The sequence below is a fragment of the Sphingobium fuliginis genome, from assembly GCF_004152845.1.
In the GTDB taxonomy this organism is placed as follows: domain Bacteria; phylum Pseudomonadota; class Alphaproteobacteria; order Sphingomonadales; family Sphingomonadaceae; genus Sphingobium; species Sphingobium fuliginis.
Genome location: NZ_SEON01000008.1, coordinates 198,448 through 218,031 on the forward strand (window position 1 = coordinate 198,448; position 19,584 = coordinate 218,031).

Annotated in this window: 16 protein-coding genes; 2 read left to right on the plus strand and 14 right to left on the minus strand. The window is 64.9% G+C overall.

Going from position 1 to position 19,584, the window contains the following annotated elements; translation table 11 throughout:
- Positions 1-16: 16 nt before the first annotated feature.
- Positions 17-2,908, plus strand: a complete 2,892-nt coding sequence (locus EWH10_RS18230) for a Tn3 family transposase (protein WP_130030151.1) — start codon at positions 17-19, stop codon at positions 2,906-2,908.
- A 196-nt stretch (positions 2,909-3,104) separates the two neighbouring features.
- Here EWH10_RS18230 and EWH10_RS18235 read toward each other — a convergent pair whose 3' ends face one another.
- From EWH10_RS18235 to EWH10_RS18295, 13 genes are all read right to left on the minus strand, one after another.
- On the minus strand, positions 3,105-3,854 hold the full coding sequence (locus EWH10_RS18235; protein ID WP_004212890.1) for an HAD-IIB family hydrolase: 750 nt from the start codon (positions 3,852-3,854) through the stop codon (positions 3,105-3,107).
- Positions 3,851-6,352, minus strand: a complete 2,502-nt coding sequence (locus EWH10_RS18240; RefSeq protein WP_004212886.1) for a heavy metal translocating P-type ATPase — start codon at positions 6,350-6,352, stop codon at positions 3,851-3,853. Before EWH10_RS18240 ends, EWH10_RS18235 begins: the two co-directional genes overlap by 4 nt.
- Complete coding sequence (locus EWH10_RS18245; RefSeq protein ID WP_004212885.1) at positions 6,349-6,957, minus strand: cation efflux transmembrane domain-containing protein; 609 nt, start codon at positions 6,955-6,957, stop codon at positions 6,349-6,351. Before EWH10_RS18245 ends, EWH10_RS18240 begins: the two co-directional genes overlap by 4 nt.
- Positions 6,954-7,640 carry a ZIP family metal transporter gene (locus tag EWH10_RS18250; RefSeq protein ID WP_004212882.1) on the minus strand — a complete coding sequence of 229 codons (687 nt, stop codon included), beginning with the start codon at positions 7,638-7,640 and terminating at the stop codon, positions 6,954-6,956. The genes EWH10_RS18245 and EWH10_RS18250 overlap by 4 nt, the downstream gene beginning before the upstream one ends.
- Before the next feature lie 3 nt (positions 7,641-7,643).
- A complete protein-coding gene (locus EWH10_RS18255) occupies positions 7,644-8,057 on the minus strand; it encodes a hypothetical protein (protein ID WP_004212881.1) in 414 nt (137 codons plus the stop codon).
- Positions 8,058-8,104: 47 nt separating this feature from the next.
- A complete protein-coding gene (locus tag EWH10_RS18260; RefSeq protein ID WP_009824022.1) occupies positions 8,105-8,482 on the minus strand; it encodes a hypothetical protein in 378 nt (125 codons plus the stop codon).
- Entirely contained in the window at positions 8,479-8,967 is a 489-nt protein-coding gene (locus tag EWH10_RS18265; protein ID WP_013849881.1) for an SRPBCC domain-containing protein, read from the minus strand. The genes EWH10_RS18260 and EWH10_RS18265 overlap by 4 nt, the downstream gene beginning before the upstream one ends.
- Positions 8,968-9,020: 53 nt before the next feature.
- Positions 9,021-12,266 (minus strand): efflux RND transporter permease subunit, encoded by a 3,246-nt coding sequence (locus EWH10_RS18270; protein WP_004212878.1) that lies wholly within the window; start codon positions 12,264-12,266, stop codon positions 9,021-9,023.
- 3 nt (positions 12,267-12,269) lie between these two features.
- Positions 12,270-13,448, minus strand: coding sequence for an efflux RND transporter periplasmic adaptor subunit (locus tag EWH10_RS18275; RefSeq protein ID WP_004212877.1), 1,179 nt, complete (start codon positions 13,446-13,448; stop codon positions 12,270-12,272).
- A complete protein-coding gene (locus EWH10_RS18280) occupies positions 13,448-14,725 on the minus strand; it encodes a TolC family protein (protein ID WP_013039111.1) in 1,278 nt (425 codons plus the stop codon). The genes EWH10_RS18275 and EWH10_RS18280 overlap by 1 nt, the downstream gene beginning before the upstream one ends.
- Before the next feature lie 60 nt (positions 14,726-14,785).
- Entirely contained in the window at positions 14,786-15,082 is a 297-nt protein-coding gene (locus tag EWH10_RS18285; protein WP_007406840.1) for a hypothetical protein, read from the minus strand.
- A gap of 73 nt (positions 15,083-15,155) precedes the next feature.
- The gene (locus tag EWH10_RS18290) at positions 15,156-17,123 is read right to left on the minus strand and encodes a cytochrome c/FTR1 family iron permease (RefSeq protein WP_004212871.1); all 1,968 of its coding nucleotides are present in this window, start codon (positions 17,121-17,123) and stop codon (positions 15,156-15,158) included.
- Complete coding sequence (locus tag EWH10_RS18295) at positions 17,123-17,749, minus strand: cation efflux transmembrane domain-containing protein (protein WP_004212870.1); 627 nt, start codon at positions 17,747-17,749, stop codon at positions 17,123-17,125. Before EWH10_RS18295 ends, EWH10_RS18290 begins: the two co-directional genes overlap by 1 nt.
- 78 nt (positions 17,750-17,827) lie before the next feature.
- Here EWH10_RS18295 and EWH10_RS18300 point away from each other — a divergent pair, with 78 nt between their 5' ends.
- Positions 17,828-18,244 carry a MerR family transcriptional regulator gene (locus EWH10_RS18300; RefSeq protein WP_004212867.1) on the plus strand — a complete coding sequence of 139 codons (417 nt, stop codon included), beginning with the start codon at positions 17,828-17,830 and terminating at the stop codon, positions 18,242-18,244.
- Here the strand turns inward: EWH10_RS18300 and EWH10_RS18305 are convergent.
- Positions 18,238-19,440, minus strand: a complete 1,203-nt coding sequence (locus EWH10_RS18305) for an aspartyl protease family protein (RefSeq protein WP_013039112.1) — start codon at positions 19,438-19,440, stop codon at positions 18,238-18,240. The two genes, EWH10_RS18300 and EWH10_RS18305, sit on opposite strands and share 7 nt — an antisense overlap.
- Between the last annotated feature and the right edge of the window lie 144 nt (positions 19,441-19,584).

A 19,584-nucleotide genomic window follows, 5' to 3' on the forward strand; every position in this document is an offset into this window, starting at 1 on the left:
AGAATAAGGAGCATGTATGCCGCGTCGCGTGACCCTGACCGATCGACAGCGCGAGGCGCTGCTTCACTTGCCGGTCGATCAAGGTGAGCTGCTGCGGCACTATACCCTCAGCGATGAGGATCTCGGGCATATCCGCCAGCGCCGGCGCGCCCACAATCGTTTTGGCTTCGCGCTGCAACTGTGCGTCCTGCGCTACCCGGGCCGGGTGCTCGCTCCTGGCGAGTTGATCCCGGCGCAGGTATCGGATTTCATCGCGGCCCAGCTCGGCCTGACCAGCGACGATCTACTCCTCTATGCCGCGCGCGAGGAGACCCGGCACGAGCATCTGGCGGACCTTCGCCGAATCTACGGCTATCGCTCCTTTTCGGGGCGGGGCGCACGGGATTTGCGCGAATGGATCGCTCGGGAAGCCGAGGCGGCGACATCGAATGAGGATCTTGCCCGTCGCTTCGTTGCGGAGTGTCGCCGCACCCGCACGATCCTTCCCGGCTCCTCGACGATCGAGCGCCTTTGCGCCGATGCGCTGGTTGAGGCCGAGCGCCGGATCGAGGATCTTATCGCCCATCGCATCACGCCAACCCTGAGCGAGAATTTGGCTCACCTGTTGGAGGATACGGTGGATGGTCGCGTCACGCGCTTCGTATGGCTGCGACAGTTCGAGGTTGGCGCAAATTCAGCAGCCGCTAACCGGCTGATGGATCGACTGGAATATCTTCAAAGGTTCGATCTTCCGGCGGATTTGCTGGACGGCGTGCCGGCGCATCGTGTGACCCGGCTTCGCCGGCAGGGCGAGCGCTATTACGCCGACGGCATGCGTGATCTGCCCGAAGACAGGCGGCTTGCGATCCTCGCTGTCTGCACCCTGGAATGGCGGTCATCGCTGGCCGATGTCATCGTGGAGACCCACGATCGCATCGTAGGCCGTCTCTATCGGGCCTCCGAACGCCTTTGCAACACCAGGATCGCCGACGAAAAGGCGGCCGTTCGGGACACGCTGAAGTCCTTTGCCGAAATCGGTGGTGCTTTGCTTGGAGCGCAGGACGATGGCACGGCCCTGGACGGGATAATCGCCACCGGGCCTGGCTGGGAACGGTTCAGAACCCTTGTCGCCACGGCCTCCGCGCTGACCAACGTGCTCGCGGCCGACCCGCTCAGCCGTGTGCTGGACGGCTATCACCGTTTCCGCCTCTACGCGCCCAGGATGCTGCGCCTGCTCGACATGCAGGCGGCGCCGATCGCCACGCCTCTTCTGGCGGCCGTTGCGATGCTGCGTAACGGGATCAAGGTCGATCCGCCGGTGGATTTTCTACGTCCCAACTCGAAATGGCATCGTCATCTTTGCGCTGAGCCCAGCGGCGACCACCGGCTTTGGGAAATCGCGGTGCTGTTCCACATCCGCGACGCCTTCCGGTCCGGTGACATATGGTTGGCGGGATCGCGCCGCTATGGCGACCTCAAGCAGCTTCTGGTCCCGCCACAGGCGATAGAGCAGACCGCGCGGCTCGCCGTGCCGCTGCGACCCGGCGAATGGCTGGCCGAGCGCAGGGCTCGACTGGATACACGGCTGAAGGAGTTTGGCCGCGCGGCGCGAACCGGCACGATCCCAGGCGGCATCATCGAGAACGGCAAGCTGCACATCGACAAGCTGAGGGCCGACACGCCCGAAGGGGCCGAGGATCTCGTGCTCGATCTCTATCAACAGCTCCCGCCCGCGAGGATCACCGATCTGTTGCTGGAAGTCGATGAGCGAACCGGATTTTCCGAGGCGTTCACGCATCTGCGCACCGGCGCGCCCTGCAGCGACCGGATCGGCCTGATGAACGTGTTGCTGGCGGAAGGCGTCAATCTCGGTTTGCGCAAGATGGCGGCGGCGACCAACACGCACAGCTTCTGGGAATTGCTGCGGATCGCGCGCTGGCATGTCGAAGGCAGCGCCTATGATCGGGCGCTCGCCATGATCGTGGAGGCCCACGCCGCCCTGCCCATGGCCGCCTTCTGGGGACAAGGGCAATCGGCATCCAGCGACGGGCAGTTCTTCCTTGCTACCGAGCAGGGCGAGGCGATGAATCTGATCAACGCGAAATATGGCAACGTCCCGGGCCTCAAGGGATACAGCCATGTGTCCGATCAATATGCGCCGTTCGCAACCCAGGTGATCCCGGCAACGGTCAGCGAGGCTCCCTATATCCTGGACGGGCTGCTCATGAATGACGCGGGCCGCCGCGTTCGCCAGCATTTTGCCGACACGGGCGGCTTCACCGATCATGTGTTCGCCGCCTGCGCCTTGCTCGGCTACAGGTTCGCCCCCCGTATCCGCGATCTCCCTCAGAAAAGACTCTATGCCTTCACGCCCAACGCGACGCCGGCCAATGTGCGAGCGCTGGTCGGAGGTAAGATCAATGAACCGCTCATCGAGCGCAACTGGCCCGACATCCTGCGCATCATGGCGACGATCGCAGCGGGGATCGTCGCCCCCAGCCAGATTCTTCGCAAGCTCGCCTCTTACCCGCGCCAGAATGAGCTGGCCCTCGCATTGCGAGAGGTGGGCCGCATCGAGCGAACCCTGTTCATGATCGACTGGATTCTTGATGCCGGCCTCCCGCGCCAGGCTCAGATCGGCCTCAACAAGGGTGAGGCCCACCACGCCCTAAAGCGCGCCATCAGCTTCCACCGCCGAGGTGAAATCCGGGATCGATCCGGCGAAGGCCAGCACTATCGCATCGCCGGAATGAACCTGCTCGCCGCCATCATCATATTCTGGAACACCATGAAGCTCGGCGAGGTCGTCAATACCCGGGCCGCCAGCGGTACCCATATCGCGCCTGATCTACTCGCCCACGTCTCGCCGTTGGGATGGGAACACATCAATCTAACCGGGGAATATCGCTGGCCCAAATCCTTAGCGTAGGATTCCGCCCCCTCCCGCAAACGCCCCCTACGATTGAGAAGCGCGGCGGAATCTCTTAGATTGATCGCTGGAGGCTTTGTTCGCGGAGACGCGCACATTGCCTTCTTTTCGTTTTAGGAAGCGCTGCCCTAAGCGACAGAAGCCAGAGCTTTGACAATGCGGCATTCCGCGATGGAGCCGACCATGTATCTTGATCCTATCGGTGCAGACACGCGATGATGGCGGTCACGACGGCGGTGGTTTCCGCGACGTCGCGCACCCTCACTGTGTCGAGGCCGATTTCAGCAGCGGGATAGTCATTCCCACCGGGGAATATCGCATCCCCAATGAACAGCATCCCGTCGAGCGGGACACCGCTCTCGGCACTCAGGCGCTTCAGGCCATAGCCCTTGTCGATCCCTGCTCTGGTCACGTCGATCGATGTCGTGCCACCGAGATTGATCGAGAGCTCCGGCAGCTTCGCGCGCAACGTGGCCTGCAACGCGGTCCTCTTCTTTCGGTCAGGATCCCACGCTTCCTTTTCCTTCAGCGGCGCTGCCTGCCCCAGGCCCGAAAAGGTGATCTGGCTGCCCCGGTCCTCGATCCGTTCGCCCCAGATACGTTCGTCGGCGAGACCGGCATCGGTCAGCGCCTGATCGAAGGCCGTGCGGATCTTCGCCTTCTCCGCGTCGTCGAACAGTTCGGCATAGACCGCGCGCCAAGCGCCATTGATGAACCGATAGAGTTTCGTGCCTGTGGTCGGCATCAACCAGAGACGGTCGAGCGCGACGCCGGCAGGAAGGCGCGAGGCGATCTGCTTTTCGAACTGCGGCCAGTCCCCGCCCGAGATCACCGCCACATCCGTGATGGCGAGCAATCGGGCGAGGATTGCGGCCATATCCTCCGATAACGGCCGCTTGCTCTCGGCAAGCGTGCCGTCGAGGTCGAAGGCGATCAGCCACTTCATGCCGCCTTCCCTGCCGGATCGCGGTAGGCGAGCAGCCTGAGCGCATTGATGACGACGAGCAGCGTCGATCCCTCATGAACCGCCACCGCTGGCCCAATGCCGAGGCCGAGGATGGTAGCAGGCACCAGGAAGGCGACGACACCCAGGCTGACGAAGACGTTCTGCCGGATGATTCCACGGGTATGGCGGCTAAGACCGACTGCGAATGGCAGGTGCGCCAGATCGTCGGCCATCAGCGCCACGTCGGCTGTCTCCAGCGCAACGTCCGACCCCGCCGCGCCCATCGCGATGCCGACCGTGGCGCTTGCCATCGCCGGCGCATCGTTCACGCCGTCGCCCACCATCGCGACCTTGTCTTCGCCGGCGAGCTTCTTGATCGCGGCAACCTTGTCTTCGGGCATGAGGTCGCCCCACGCTTCGTCGATCCCGACTTCGTCGGCGATCGCTTCGGCGACTTTCTGGTGATCGCCGGAGATCATTATCATCCGCGACACGCCCATCTCGTGCAGCCGACGCAACGCGGTCTTGGCAGCTTCGCGAGGCGTGTCCATCAGGCCGATCGCGCCCAGGTCGCGGTCCCCCTTGCGGACCACCATTGTCGTGCGGCCGTTCTCGCGCAGCTTCGCGATTGCGTCCTGCGCGCCCTGCCCCAGCGCCGGAATGCCCTCACTTCCGAACATCTCGGCCTTGCCGATCCACACCGTCTCGCCATCCACGCTCGCGGTGACGCCCCGACCGGTCAGGCTCTTGAGGTCGCCGGCAGTCGGCACGGCACGATCGTTCAGACGTTCGCGGCCGTCCTTGACGATCGCTTGGGCCAGGGGATGGTCGCTCAACGCTTCGACGGCGACAGCCAGCGCCAGCAACTCGCCTTCATCGGCGCCATCGACGGGCACGACATCAGTGATGCGCGGACGACCTTCGGTCAGCGTGCCCGTCTTGTCGAAAGCGATCGCTTTGAGCGACCCGAGGTTTTCGAGCGGTGCACCGCCCTTCACGAGCACGCCGCCCCGCGCTGCACGGGCAACGCCCGACAGGACCGCGCTCGGCGTTGCGATCGCGAGCGCGCACGGGCTTGCCGCCACCAGCACCGCCATCGCGCGATAGAAGCTGTCGCGGAACGGCTCGTCGACGACCACCCATGCGAACAGCAGGAGCACTGACAGGACCAGGACGGCGGGCACGAAGATCCGTTCGAACCGGTCGGTGAAGCGCTGCGTCGGCGACTTCTGCGTCTCCGCTTCGCTCACCATCTTCACGACCTTGGCAAGCGCGCTTTCATTGGAACGGCGTGTCACCTCGATCTCGATCGCGCCGCCGCCGTTGATCGTACCAGCAAAAACCCGGCTTTCCGCGTCGACTGCATCGGGCTTGGCGCGTGCCGCTGCGGCATCTGCGACCGGCACCTTGTCGACCGGGATGCTTTCACCCGTGACCGGGGCCTGGTTGATCGCGCTGGTGCCCTTGATGACGAAGCCGTCGGCAGGCAGGCGCTCGTTCGGGCGGACGATGGCAATGTCCCCGACGACCATCTGCTCGACCGGGATTTCGCTGGTCTGCCCGCCGCGTCGCACGGTCGCGGTTTCGGGCGCGAGCTTCGCCAGCGCCTCGATCGCCTTCTTGGCGCGGCCCATTGCATAATGCTCAAGCGCATGGCCGAGGCTGAACAGGAACAGCAGCAGCGCACCTTCGGCCCATGCGCCCAGCGCAGCGGCGCCGGCCGCAGCGACCAACATCAGCGTGTCGATCTCGAACTTCTTCATCCGGAGGTTGTCGATCGCCTCGCGCAGCGTGAAGAATCCGCCGAAGAAATAGGCTGCGATATAGCAGGCGGTCGGCAGCCATTCGGGCGCGCCAGCGACCAGCCTCTCGATCGCGTAGCCGATCCCCAGCAGCGCGCCACAGGCGAGCGCGAAGATCAGCTCGGTATTGGGGCCGAGAAATTCGGCGTGGCTATGGTCGTGGCCATCGCCGGGGCCGTGCTTCTCTTCGCCCGCGCCGTGGCCCCCGGGGCCGTGGTCGTGGCCGGCATGTTCATCGGCAGCGACCCGCTTGCCCACCCTCACCTTCAGCTTGCGAAGCGCAGCGCGCACCTCCTCTTCGGTGGTTTCGCGGCGATCATATTCGACCCGGACAGACCCGCTGGTGCTGGCGCTTGCCTGGACCACGCCGGGCAAGGCGCACAGCGCATCGCTGACCGTGCGCGCCCGACGTTCGTGGTTGATCCCCGTCACCTGCCAGATCGCATGGCCGTAGCGCTCGGTGATTTCGGCACCTGCGGCGCGCACCATTTCGCGCAACCGTGGCAGCGGCAGCTTGGCGGCATCGAAATGGATGCACAGCGCCGCTGGCGTGTTGCCGTCGAGACAGATCACATGCGCCCGCTCGACACCTTCGCGCTTTGACAGGGTTGATACGAGACGGTCCAGGCAGGCATCGGCCGCGTCAGGAAGGTCCGGCAACAACACTGGAATGTCGAGTTCGAGCTTGTCGTTCATGACGACCTCCTTTCGCTTTTCTTGGTTTCGGCGCGCGCGTCGCGCAGGATTTCGACACCGCCCTTGATGGCGATGATGGCGGTGGCGAAGCCGACCAGCAGGTCCGGCCAATTGGTACCCAACCACAGCACCAGCACGCCGGCGATCAGGATGCCGCCGTTGGAAATGAAGTCGTTGAAGCTGAAGGTGGTTGCGGCCCGGAGATTGACGTCCGGATCCTTGAGGCGCTGGAGCAGCCGCAGGCAGAGGTAATTCACGACGCCGGCGATCGCGGACATGACCATCATGGTAGGTCCGATGGGCTCGCTGCCCTGCACGTAGCGCCGTCCGACATCGATCAAGATGCCGCCCGCGAAGATCAGCAGCATGACGCCCGAAGCGACCGCGGCGCGTGTCTTCCATGTCTGGCCCCGGGTGAGCGCCACAAGGCTCAGCGCATACACAGCCGTATCGGACAGGTTGTCGACGCCGTTGGCGATCAGCGCGCTCGAGTCCGCGAAGAAGCCGGAAACGAAGAAGCCCGCAGCGATCGCCGCGTTCAGCAGCAGGACGATCCACAGTGTGCGGCGCTCCTGCCCGCCATTGTTGTCGTTGCCCGGGATCATCCCATCATCTCCTCAAGTGTCAGCAGGGCCAGGAAGCCGACGAAAAACATCGAGCTGATGAGCGGGGTGTCGGGTTTCTCGTGCGCCTCGACCAGCAACTCCTCCGTGACGAGGTAGAGCAGCGCCATCAGCCCGAAGCTGAGGAAGCCGGCGATCATCACCGGCGACAGCGCGGCGACCGGCACGGCAGCGAGCGCGCCGATCGGCAGCAGCAGGGCCAATGCCGAGACGATCACGATGATGCGCAAGCGCGAGCGATAGGTTTCCGCCAGCTCGTCGGTCAGCGTCAGTCCCAGAAATAACACTTCCAGAGTGAGCGCGATCGTCAGCAGGAGACCTGCCTTCTCGCCCGCCACGAAAGCGAGGCCGAGCACCAGGCCGTCGACCAGAATGTCGATGCCGATCGCGGCGAGTAGCGCCATCGGCCCCTTGAAGCGGGCCTCAAGAGCCTTGAGCCCCAGCATGGTCGCGACGCCCGCCGCCCCGCCGATCAACGTCGCGCTGGGCGATGCCTCATGCTTGACCTGCGGCAGGATTTCGGTCGCTGCCGCCGCGAACACGACGCCGGCAGCGAGATGCTGTAGGCCCGCCACGAGGCCAGGTTTCAACTTGGTGCGGCTCGCGACAATCGCGCCGAGCACGACCGCCAGCACAGGCGCAAGCGTATAGAGCAGTGCCTGCATTTCCTAGGACTCCTCCGGGGTTCGGTGGCAGACGCGGATCTTCCCGCGTCGCGTGAACGCGATCGATCCGCCCGCCACGACAGCCCGCGAATGGTCGCCGCGAAACTCGTCACCGGTTCGCTGCGCGCGCAGGATCTCGGTCCTGCCCTTCGGCAGCCAGGTGACGGCCATTTTCAAGCCGTCATCGATGAAGTCGACATCGGCGCGTGTGCCGTCGTCGCAGTACATGATGCGCTGCGCGATTAGTTTCGACGTCAGATGCTTTTCATGCGCCGGCTCGGTAGGCTGGGTCGGCGCTGGATTACACGCCCCTATAACCGCCCCGGAGACGAGAACGACGCCGAGGCGCGCGATCGCCAGACCGGCCCGATTCAGGCCGCACAAGGTTGTCACATTTGAAATCGACGTGTCAGACATCGGTCTCTTCCGACGAAGCGCCCTGTGGCGTTCGAAGGCAGGGCAGTTCATCGCGTGCCTTCCTGCTCGCAGATCCGGGTACGGCCATCGCCTTCCACGATGGTGAGCTGCGACCCCTTGAAGGTCGCGGTGGCTGTTTCGCCGACATATTGCAGGCCCTGCGCTGGCGCGGTCAGCATCATCGGCGGTCCCCCGTTGGAGCGCCGCAAATCGATCTGCAGGCCGTTGTCCTTGTAATCGACGAACAGCGGTTCCCCGTCGGAACAGCGATATCTATGCCGCCCCATTTCCCCGGTCGCCACGGCGCTGTCGGACGAATGGATCTGCTGCTCCGTTGGCGGGGCTGGCGGCTTTCTTTCCGAGCACGCCGCGAGCCCGACAACGAGGATGACGGCGGGCAGCACCCGCTTACAGTGCATCATCATCGCGCCTTCCTCCTGCAGCGGAAGGGGACGCGCTGACGATTGATAGCCCGGGCAGGCTGACCTACCCGCCAGCGGAGATAGGTTGCGAGGCGATCGTCAGATTCGACCATCAGGGATCGCAGGCGGCGCAACATCATCGCCGCGAACGGCAGGGAGAGCGCCCCGCGCAGCGTGCAGCTATGCGTTAGCCTGGTGCCGCCATCGTCCCCCGCCAGCTCGTACCGCTCTTCGAGCGTGAACAGATAGGGGATGCCGCAGGACCAAGCGAAGGCGTGCGGTTTATCGAATCGATCAATCCGTGCTGGCGTCCGAATTGGCCGGGTGATGCCCTGGATCGCAAAGGTGCATTCTGTGTCGCCGAGCCGGGACGGATCATCGAGAAATACGAGCGGACTCCACGCCCGGCGATGATCCGGATCGGTGAGTGCCGACCAGATGCGCAGTGGCCCGCCGTGAAGCATCGAGCTGGTTATGGTGCGAGGCATATCCCCATCTCCCAGAGATGGGCGGGGCGATCGCGGATCGCCCCGCCCATCCATCAGGCCAAGTTGTTCACGAAGGTCTGACCGTGGTCGTCCCCTTCATGCTCCTCATTGTAGTGCTCGGGTTTCTCGATCACTTTCTGCCCGAACCGGGCATAGAGTGTCGGCAGCACGAACAGCGTAAGAAGCGTCGCCGAGATCAGACCGCCGATGACGACCGTCGCCAAAGGCTTTTGAACCTCTGCGCCGGCGCCTTCGCCCAGCGCCATCGGCACGAAGCCGAGGCTGGCGACTAGCGCGGTCATGATGACGGGTCGCAGACGCTGCATCGCGCCAACATGCGCGGCTTCCTCGCGGCTCATCCCTGATCGGATCAGATCTTGGATCGAGCTGACCATGACGAGGCCGTTGAGGACCGCGATGCCCGAGAGGGCGATGAAGCCCACTGCCGCCGAGATCGAGAAGTCCATGCCCCGCAGGAACAGCAACAGGACGCCGCCCACCAGCGCGAAAGGCACGCCGGTGAACACGATCGCGGCGTCGCGGACCGATCCCAACGCCCCGTAGAGGAGCAGCAGGATCAAAATGAAGCAAGCCGGAATGACCAGCTTCAGCCGTTCGCTTGCCGATTGGAGGTTCTCGAACTGGCCGCCCCATTCGAGATAGGTGCCGGCAGGCAGCCGGAGTTGGCTGCCGATCGCCGCCTGCGCATCCGCCACGACGGATCCGACGTCGCGGCCACGCACGTTGGCTTGCACCACCACGCGCCGCTTGCCGTTCTCGCGGCTGATCTGGTTCGGACCATCGACCACCTTGATCTCGGCGACGCTGGACAGCGGTACATAGCCGCCGCCTGCCACCGGCACCTGCACCTGTTGGAGCAGGCCGATGTCGGCACGCTGCGCCTCCGACAGGCGGATCACCACGGGGAAGCGACGGTCGCCCTCGAAGATCTGGCCCGATGTTCGCCCGCCGATCGTCGCAGTCACGGTGTCCTGCACATCCTGAGCCGTAACGCCCAACCGCGCCATCGCGTCGCGGTTGACGCGAATGTCGAGCATGGGAAGACCGGTCGTCTGCTCCACCTTCACGTCCGCTGCGCCTTGCGTTCTGCGCAGCACCGCCGCGATTTGCTCGGCCGTCCGGTTCATCTGGTTGAAGTCGTCCCCGAACACCTTCACCGCGATGTCGCCGCGCACGCCGGCGATCAGCTCGTTGAAGCGCATCTGGATGGGCTGGGTGATCTCGTAGGCATTTCCCGGAATCTTCGCGAGATTACCCTCGATCCGGCTGACCAGCTCCTCCTTGGGAAGCTCAGGATCCGGCCAATCCTTGCGCGGCTTCAGGATGACGAACATGTCGGTCGCGTTCGGCGGCATCGGGTCGGCCGCCAGCTCGGCGGTGCCCGTCTTGGAATAGACGAATTGCACCTCCGGCTGCTTCGACATCATCCGCTCGATCGGCACCTGCATCGCCTGGCTCTGCTGGACCGACGTTGCCGGAATGCGGAGCGACTGGATCAGCAAATCGCCTTCGTCGAGCTGCGGCAGGAACACCGAGCCGAGCGTAGTGAAAGCAAGCGCCGCCACCACAAGGCTTCCCACACCCGCACCGATCGTCAGCGTCGGGCGCTTCATGGCCCGGTCGAGACCGGGTTCGTAGCGCTTCTTCAGCCACGTGATGATGCGGCCGTCCTTCTCCTCGACCTTCTTCGACAGCCAGATCGCAATCATCGCCGGCACGAAGGTGAGAGAGAGGATGAAGGCGAAGGCGAGCGCGATGATGACGGTCAGCGCCATCGGTCCGAACGTTTTACCCTCCACGCCGGTCAGCGTGAGCAGCGGTACGTAGACGAGGATGATGATTGCCTGCCCGTACACAGAGGGACGGATCATCTCACGCGCAGCGGCTGCCACGGTCGCGAGCCGTTCCTTGACGCTGAGCAATCGGCCTTCATGATGCTGTTGCTCGGCAAGCCGGCGCAGCGCGTTTTCGACAATGATGACGGCGCCGTCGACGATCAGACCGAAGTCCAAAGCCCCAAGGCTCATCAGATTGGCCGAGACCCCAGCGCGCAGCATACCAAAGCCTGTCAGCATCATGGTGATCGGGATGACCAACGCCGCGATCAGGGCCGCACGGAAGTTGCCGAGCAGCAGGAAGAGCACGACGATGACCAGCACCGCGCCTTCGGACAGGTTTTTCGCGACCGTCTTGATCGTCGAATTGACCAGCTCGGTGCGGTTCAGCACCGGCTGAATTACGACGTCAGGAGGCAGCGAAGCGTTGATCGTCTTCAGTTTCTCAGCGACCGCGGTCGACACGATGCGGCTGTTCTCGCCGATCCGCATGATCGCCGTGCCGACGACGACTTCGGTACCGTTCTCCGATGCCGAACCCATGCGGATCGCCTGACCCGTCTTCACAGTCGCAACTTGTTCGACCGTGATCGGCACGCCGTTACGTGTCGCGATCACGGTCCTGGCCAACTCGCTGGCATTGCGAACGAGCGCATCCGAGCGAACAGCCAGACCTTCGCCATTGCGATTGACGAAGCCACCGCCGACGCTGGTGTTATTGCGCTCCAGCGCATTTCCCAGGTCCGTCAGCGTGATGCCGAGCGAGGCCAGCTTCTGCACGTCGGGCACGACGAGGAACTGCTTGGCGTAACCGCCAATCGAGTCGACACCGGCGAGGCCCGGTGTGGTCTTCAGAAGCGGCGTCACGATCCAGTCCTGCGCGGTGCGCAGGTAGGTCGCCTTGTCCTCTTCGGTCGTCAGTCGCTCGCCCTCTGGCGTGATGTAGCTGCCATCGGGCTGTTGGCCCGGTTCACCGGGCTTGTGCTTGTCGTCCTCGCGATGATCGAGACGAACGGTGTACATGTACACCTCGCCCAGGCCTGTCGCGATCGGACCCATTTCAGGGTTCACGCCGTCGGGCAGATTCTCTTGCACGCCCCGCAGACGCTCGCCCACCTGCTGGCGGGCGAAATAGATGTCCGTCGCGTCCGAAAAGACCGCCGTGATCTGCGCGAAGCCGTTGCGGCTCAACGAGCGCGTATATTCCAGGCCGGGGGTGCCGGCGAGCGCGGTTTCGATTGGAAACGACACCTGCTTCTCGACCAGCTCGGGCGAGAGGGCAGGCGCGCGGACGTTGATCTGGACCTGATTGTTGGTGATGTCCGGCACCGCGTCGATCGGTAGCCGGTAGAGGGAAAAGGCGCCGATGGCGGCGACGATGACGGTGAGGAGCAGGACTAGCCAGCGCTTCTCGACCGCCCAGGTTACGATACGGGCGATCATGGCTTAATCCTCGTGGCTCGCTTCGCCCTTGCCGATCTCGGCCTTGAGCGTGAAACTTCCGGTGGTGGCGATCTGTTCGTTGCCGGTCAGGCCCGACCGGACGATCACCGTGTCGCCCGACGCATCGCCGAGCTGGACCGGGGTCGCCTTGAAGCCGGTGGGCGTGCGCACGAACACGACCGACTTGCCCTCGAAACTCTGGACCGCCGTCGTCGGCACGCGGACCGCCCCGCTCCCGCCGCTGCCCGTGAGCTGCACGGCTGCCGTCACAGGCTCGCCGACCCGCCATTCGCCACCGCGATTGTCGAGGGTGGCGAGCGCAGGCACGAGCCGCGTCTGCGGATCAAGCGCCGGCGACACGAAGGTCACGCGGGCGGTCGCCTGACGGCCTGCCGCCTTCACCAGCACCGTATTGCCGGGACGCACCCGGCCCGCATCCTCGGGCTTGAGATTAAGCGCGATCGACACCTGGCTCAGGTTGGCGATGCGATAGAGTTCGGCATCCGCCGCGACCGTTTGTCCCAGCGTCACGGGGCGCGCAATGATCTGGCCCGAGATCGGCGCGGCAATGCCGAGCCGGTTGAGCCCGCCGCCGCCGACACCCGCCGCCGAAACCATGCTCTGCGCCTGCGTCAGGGCGATCCGCGCCTCCGTCGCCGCTGTGCGGGCGGCGATCAGATCCTGTTCAGGGGAGACTCTCTGCGCGAACAGCCGCTGTTCGCGCGCGAGGTTCGAATTAGCGAGCTGAAGCCGCGCCCGCGCCGCCTCGACCTCGCCCTTGATCTGCGCCGCCTCGCGGCTTTCGATGACCGCAATGGTCTGGCCGCGTCCGACCGATTGGCCGAGGTTACGGGTGAGCGCGACCACGCGTCCCGCAATTGCGGCCGAGACGACCTGCGTTCCCTGTGGGTCGCCCTCGATGATCGCGGGCAGCTCGATCGTCCCGGCCCCGCCGATGATCGGCCGTCCGACCTGGACGCCCGCTGTGGCGATCTGGTCGGCACCCAATGTGACGACGCCTTCACCGGCATGACCGCCTTCAGCACCGCCCTTTTCCGTGCCCGCTGCCGTCTCATTGGCAGCTGCGCCTTCGGCAGTTGCCTCGTTTCCGCCATCCTTGCCGCCGCAGGCAGCCAAGAGCAGGGCGAGCGACGCCGCGCCCGCGAGATAAAAGCTCTTCATCACTGATTCCCCCCATTGGGCGCACGAGCGGTCAGTCGCTCCACTTGCGCGCGGGCATTCTGGTAATTGGCAAGCGCGTCGATCGCGGCGACCCGCGTTTCGGCGAGCGTGCGTTCAGCATCGAGCAATTCGAGCTGGCCGAACTTGCCCTCGCGATAGCCGATCCGCGCGATGCGGGCGGCCTCCTGTGCAGCCGCCAGCGCCGGCCCCGACGCCGCACGAGCCGTCGTTGCGGCATTGGCCGCCTGCGCCTGCGCGTCCGTGATCGCCTGTTCGATGTCGAGCGCGGTCACGCGGCGCTGCGCATCCGCCTGGGTCCGCTGCGCGGTCGCCTGCGCAATCGCGGCGCGACCATTGTTGAACACCGGGATCGGGATCGACACGCTGAACACCGCCGCCATGTCGTTGGTCGCTTCCAGGCGGCGGATCGACGGCCCGACGTTCAGGTCAGGCACGCGATTGGCGCGCGCGAGCCGCACGCCGGCTTCGGCAATGGAGAAATCCGCGTTGGCTGCCGCCAGCGCGAGTGTGCCGGTCGTGTTGACCGGTGCCAACGGCCCATAGACGTTCACATCGGGAAGGCGATCGAGCAGCGTGTCATCGAGCAGGCCGTCGATCGGCCGTCCGATCCGACGCGCCAGATTGGCGCGGGCCGCCTCGGCCAAGCGAAGCTGCCGCTCCACATTGGCGTCGGCATTGATACGCGCGACATCCGCGCGCTGTTGCTCGAGTGGCGATGCCCGCCCTGCCTGCACGCGAACGCTCGCGGCCCGCAGCGCATCGCTGGCGATCCGGGCCTGATCGCGGGCTGTCATTACCCGGCGATCGGCCGCGACCGCTTCGACATAGAGCTGCGTTACCTGAAGCCGGACATCCGCCGCGATGATCGCGGCCTGGATCTCGGCCCGGGACAATTGCGCATTGGCGACCGCGACGCGGGCGCCGCGCTTGCCGCCTAGCTCGATCGGGATCGCAAAGCCGACCGTGGTTTCCGCGCTGCGGACCCCCCGATACGGCCCGGAGCCGATGACATTCTCGACTTGGCCTTGAACCACCGGATTGGGCCGCAAGCCGGCGACTGTGCGACCTGCACGGGCCGCGTCGATTCCAGCTGTCGCCGCTTCCGCAGCAGGGGCCGAACCGCCCGCTGCACTGACCGCTTGGTCAAGCGTGTAGACCGGCGCATCCTGCGCAACAGGCGCGGACGGTCCGACCTGCGCCTGCGCCATCGTGGCGCAAGACGCTGCGGCCAGCATGGCCGCGAGGATACGATTCATGAAAATAGGACTCCTGACGATGATCGACAGGGGCGCGCCAACGCACGCCCAAATCGGACGTCAGGCTTGGGGGGGCCTCAAATGGACCATGCCGGTGCGGCCGTCGAGCGACGCAGAGGCGGAGATTGTCGGCTTGGGCACTGTGAGGACGGGGGTATATTCCATCGTCGTGCGCGCAGGCGCGCCGACGTCGTGTCCGTGACAATAATTGTGATGATGCGGGACATTCTTGTCCGAGTCCGATGGCACCTGATCGATGTCACCGGCGGTATGGACCGTGAACTCAACGCCCGCGATGCTTCCCCCCGCCAGATCGGCGGCATGGGCCATGCCGGAGAAGCTGGTCAGGACCAGCATCAGGCATGTCAGGAAAGGCAAAAAGGCTCGCACTAGCTTGCCTCTATCACGGAAGGGTTTTCATGTCATTGCACTAATTCGAACCAAGGGTCACTGAGCCGGAACCCGAGCGGGATCGGTCGCGCCCGTTCCAGGCGAACCCGACCGCAATGGCGACCGCCATCAGGAGTTGCGCCAGCACCGATTGCCAAGTGGGAAACACGCCGAGCATCGACAGCCGTGGCACGTCCGCGAGCGGTGCGATGTTGATAAGGCCGGCTTCCTGGAGCGCGGCGACGCCTTTACCCGCCAGCACGACGGTCAGGACCGCCATGAGCCAGGAGCTATAGCGGAAGAACTGCGCGATCGGCAGCTTGCGACTGTAGCGAAGCATGGCCCAAGCGATCAGGCTGAGCAGTCCAATCGCCGACCCGGCCCCCGCGAGAAGCATCCCGTTGTCACCTTGCGCCGAAAGCGCGGCATAGAACAGGATCGTCTCGAAGACCTCGCGATAAACTACGACGAACGCCAGCCCGAACAGGAACCAGCCCGACCCGCCCGAGAGCGCCCGCGACATCTTCTCGCGAATATAGCGCTGCCACTGATCGGCCTGCGCCTTGCCGTGCATCCAAATCCCGACCGAGAGCAGCACGACCGCGGCGAACAGCGAGCCAAACCCTTCCGTCAGCTCCCGGCTCGCACCGCTGATCCCGATCGCATAGGTGGCGACCGCCCAGGTGATCCCGCCCGCGATGATCGCGCTGACCCAGCCGCCATGCACGTACCGCAGCGCCTCGCCGCGCTCGGCTTTACGCAGGAACGCGATCATGGCGACAACGATGAGCAGGGCTTCGAGCCCTTCACGCAGCAGGATCGTGAACGCGCCCAGGAACGTGGACGCTTCGGTGGCGGCATCAGGCGCGAGCGCCGCTTCCGCATCGTCGAAAAGGCCGCCCAGTACTGCGACCTTCTCCGCGAGATCATCGGGCGACGCGCCCCGGTCGATCGAGGCGCGGAACTCCCCCATCGCGCCCTCGATTCGACCCATCAGCGTCGCGTCGCGCGCGGTGAGTGTTGGCTCGATCGGCTCGAACCCATCGAGATAGGCCGACAGCGCCAGCTCTTTCGCCATGCGCGCATCGCCGCGCCGCGCAGCCGCCACGCTTTCGGCGAGTTTGGCGCGGGCGACCGCGAGCGAGCCGGGAGCCTGTTGTATCACCTGTTCGGGATGACGACGCAGGAACGCGAGCACTGGGTCAGCCTTGGCGTCGCCGATCGCCGCGCCGAGCGCGGCCGGGGTGAGCGCGACCAGGGTTTTCAGGTCCGGAATGCGCCGGCGAAGGGTCGGGTCGGATTTCCAAAGCCGCTCGCCTTCGCGCGCCTGCGCATCCGTGAAGGCGAAGCTCCCGGCTCGGAATGCTAACGCCCAGCGCTGATCGTTGGGCAGATCGGCGAAGCTCTGCATCGCGGTCCCGTCGATGCCTTGCGTCACCACCTGATAGAGCGCGAACACGCTGCGCTGGCGCGCGCGCTCGGCATCGGTGAAAGCAATCGGGGGCGTAGCGAGCTTGGCGGCGTCAGGGCCACGGCCGTTGCCCGTCATCCCGTGGCAGGACGCGCAGGATTGTCGGAACAGTGCATCGCTGGAGACGAGGTTCGGAGCCTTATCGGGCGCGAGCGGCACCGGGTAGGCGCGCAACAGATCGGCCGCGAGCCCGTGCGCCAATGTTGCCACCTGTTCAGTCGGTCCCTTTTCCGCGATCACCGCCTGGAGGTTGGCAGCCCGCTGGATGAGGGCTTGACGCTCCGGCTTCGCCGGCAGGCCCTGAAGCCGTGTCGAGACCGACGCGGCGAACTCCGTCATCTCGGCATATTCCGACGTGCTCTTGATCCGACCGTTGGCGACCGCGCCGCCATAATCGACGGCCATATAGTCGAGCAGCCGCCATGCGGTTTGCACGTCGCCGGGTTCGGCGATTGCCGCAGCAGGGATCAGCAGCGCCGCGAGCGCGGAGAGCAGCCGCAACGAGAGCATTGCCCGGATCAACGCGAGCAGACGCACTACCGCTCTCCCAATTCGCGCCGAGCGCCAGTGACGATTTCATAAGCGGAGTGGAGGAACAGGAGGGCGATGAGGCCGGCGACGGCGAGGTCCGGCCAGGCGCTTCCTGTCCACGCCACCAGACCGGCCGCGGCGATCACCGCCACGTTGGCGAGCGCGTCGTTGCGGCTGAACAGCCAGATCGCGCGAACATTGGCGTCCCCTTCCCGGAAACGCGCAAGCACCAAGGCGGACACGACATTGATCGCGAGCGCGACAACGCCGATTGTGCCCATCAGTTCGGCATCGGGCGCGGTTGCGTTCAGGGCGCGCCAAATCGCGAAACCGATTACGCCCACGCCAAGCGCACCGAGAAACAACCCCTGCGTCAGCGCGACCTTTGCCCTCGCCCGTGCGGACCAGGCAAGCGCGAGAAGACCGATAAGGCTGATCGACCCGTCCCCGAGAAAATCGAGGGAATCCGCTTTCAGCGCTTGGCTATCGGCGATGAACCCGCCGAACAGCTCGGCGACTCCGAAGCCGAGGTTGAGCACCACGACGGTCAGCAGCGCACGGCGATAGGCCGGATCGGTTTGCGCGCGCGCGGGCTCCCCGTGGCACCCGCAGCTTTCGGTAGAAGCATTCATGCGGCCTTCCTTACCACCTCCAGTCGCTGTAGAAGCAAGCGAAATGTGCGACACGTTCGCATAAGCAAGGATGGCATGATGAAGCCGGTGATGATTGGGCAGCTCGCCAGCGAGACCTCGACGAAGGTGACGACGATCCGCTTTTATGAGTCGATCGGGTTGCTCCGATCCGCCCCTCGCACGGCGTCGGGTCGCAGAACCTACGATGCCAGTGACATTGAGCGTTTGCACTTCATCCGCAACGGTCGCCGGCTTGGCTTCTCCGTCGACGAGATCCGTTCGTTGATGGGGCTGGCGCAGAACCCGGACCAGGATTGTGGTGCCGCCTCAGCTATCGCTGCTCAGCACCTCAAGGATGTGGAGGAGAGACTGGCGCAACTCGCGGTGTTGCGGGATGAGTTGGCAATGCTCAGCCAGAGCTGCACCAAGGCGCGCATGGCCGATTGTCGGATCATGAAGGCGATCGGCAAAGGCCACCCTCAAGCCGATCAATAATAATCGGCCAGCCTGAGCTCGCGCACATCACCCGAGGCCATCGTCAGCTTTACGAGGGTGCCAGCAGGCCGGGAGCGCACTTGCCAGAGCTCCCCACGCGTATAGTTCGCATCGATCGAATGGCCGTTCACCGCCACGATCCGGTCGCCGACCGCCCAGCCAGCCTTTTCCGCGGGACTGTTCGCCGCCACATGAACAACGGTGAGCGCCGTTGGTGAGGCTGCGAGGCCAAGGCCGCTACGGTCCTTCAGCATCGGCAGGCGACGACGAGGACCGAGTGGCCGGAGCCACACGAATCCGGCGGTCACGTCGAACACCACGTCGAATTGAGCGATCAGCGGTAGGCCGACATTGCCAACCGTGCTGGTGGAGAGCCAAGCTCTCATCCCGAGTGTGGGGACGTTCGAGACGCCAAGCCCTTCGATGTTGATGTTCTGGATCGTGAAAGCATCGTTGATACGCACACCATCGACGCCGCCGATCGCCGCGGTCGAGACGAGCTTCCCGTTCAACAGCCCTTGATCGCGGGCATAGGCCGACGAGAGCATCAGCGCGGCCGAGCTGCCAAGATCGATCATCAAGGGCACGGGAGGCAAACCCGAGACGGAAGCTCGAATGAACAGCTCCTGCTTGGCACCGCGCCCGAGCGCGACAGCGCGCCAGTCGGGACCGGCGAGAAACGTGCCTGACTTGACGACCGCCATACGCCTTTTCGCGAAATCGAGCGCGATGCAGCTACCCGTGAACATATCGGCACCGAGGAGGATATCGATCGGTCGTCCGAAGGCCGCCGACACTGAACTCAGATCACCAACGACGGCAAAGGGTAAGCGACGGGTTTCGCGGGCGAGCTGTACGTCGATGTCGCGGACCAGCAGCACCGGGGCCTTGGCGCTCAGCCCGCTAATCATGCGCCGCTCACCATCGTTCAAGCCGAGCTTCGCCGCGAGCGCCGTGCTCATGATCGACGCGCCGCTGCCACTGTCGAGCACCGCCCGCACCGGCACTCCGCGCACTTGTGCCGAAACAAGGAGGGTATCACCCGTGCCGACTTCCAGCGGCTCCCATTCGAGGTGAGCCGCACCGAAGTTCCACGAGCCCGCAGACCGGGAAGTCTGTCGCGCGAGCGTTGGAGAACCGAGCACCAAGCCGGTTCCACAGGCCACCAGCCGCGCCACTAATGAGCGTCGAGACATACCGATTGCTTCAACACGGGCCGTCAAAAAGCCACCTCCAGCCCCCCGTCCGCAGGAGAGCAAATTGCGGTTACATGCTCCAGCCACTGGAGGAGCAAGTGCTTTTGGTGCGCCCGAAAATCCTCAGAAGCGCTTGGAGAACTT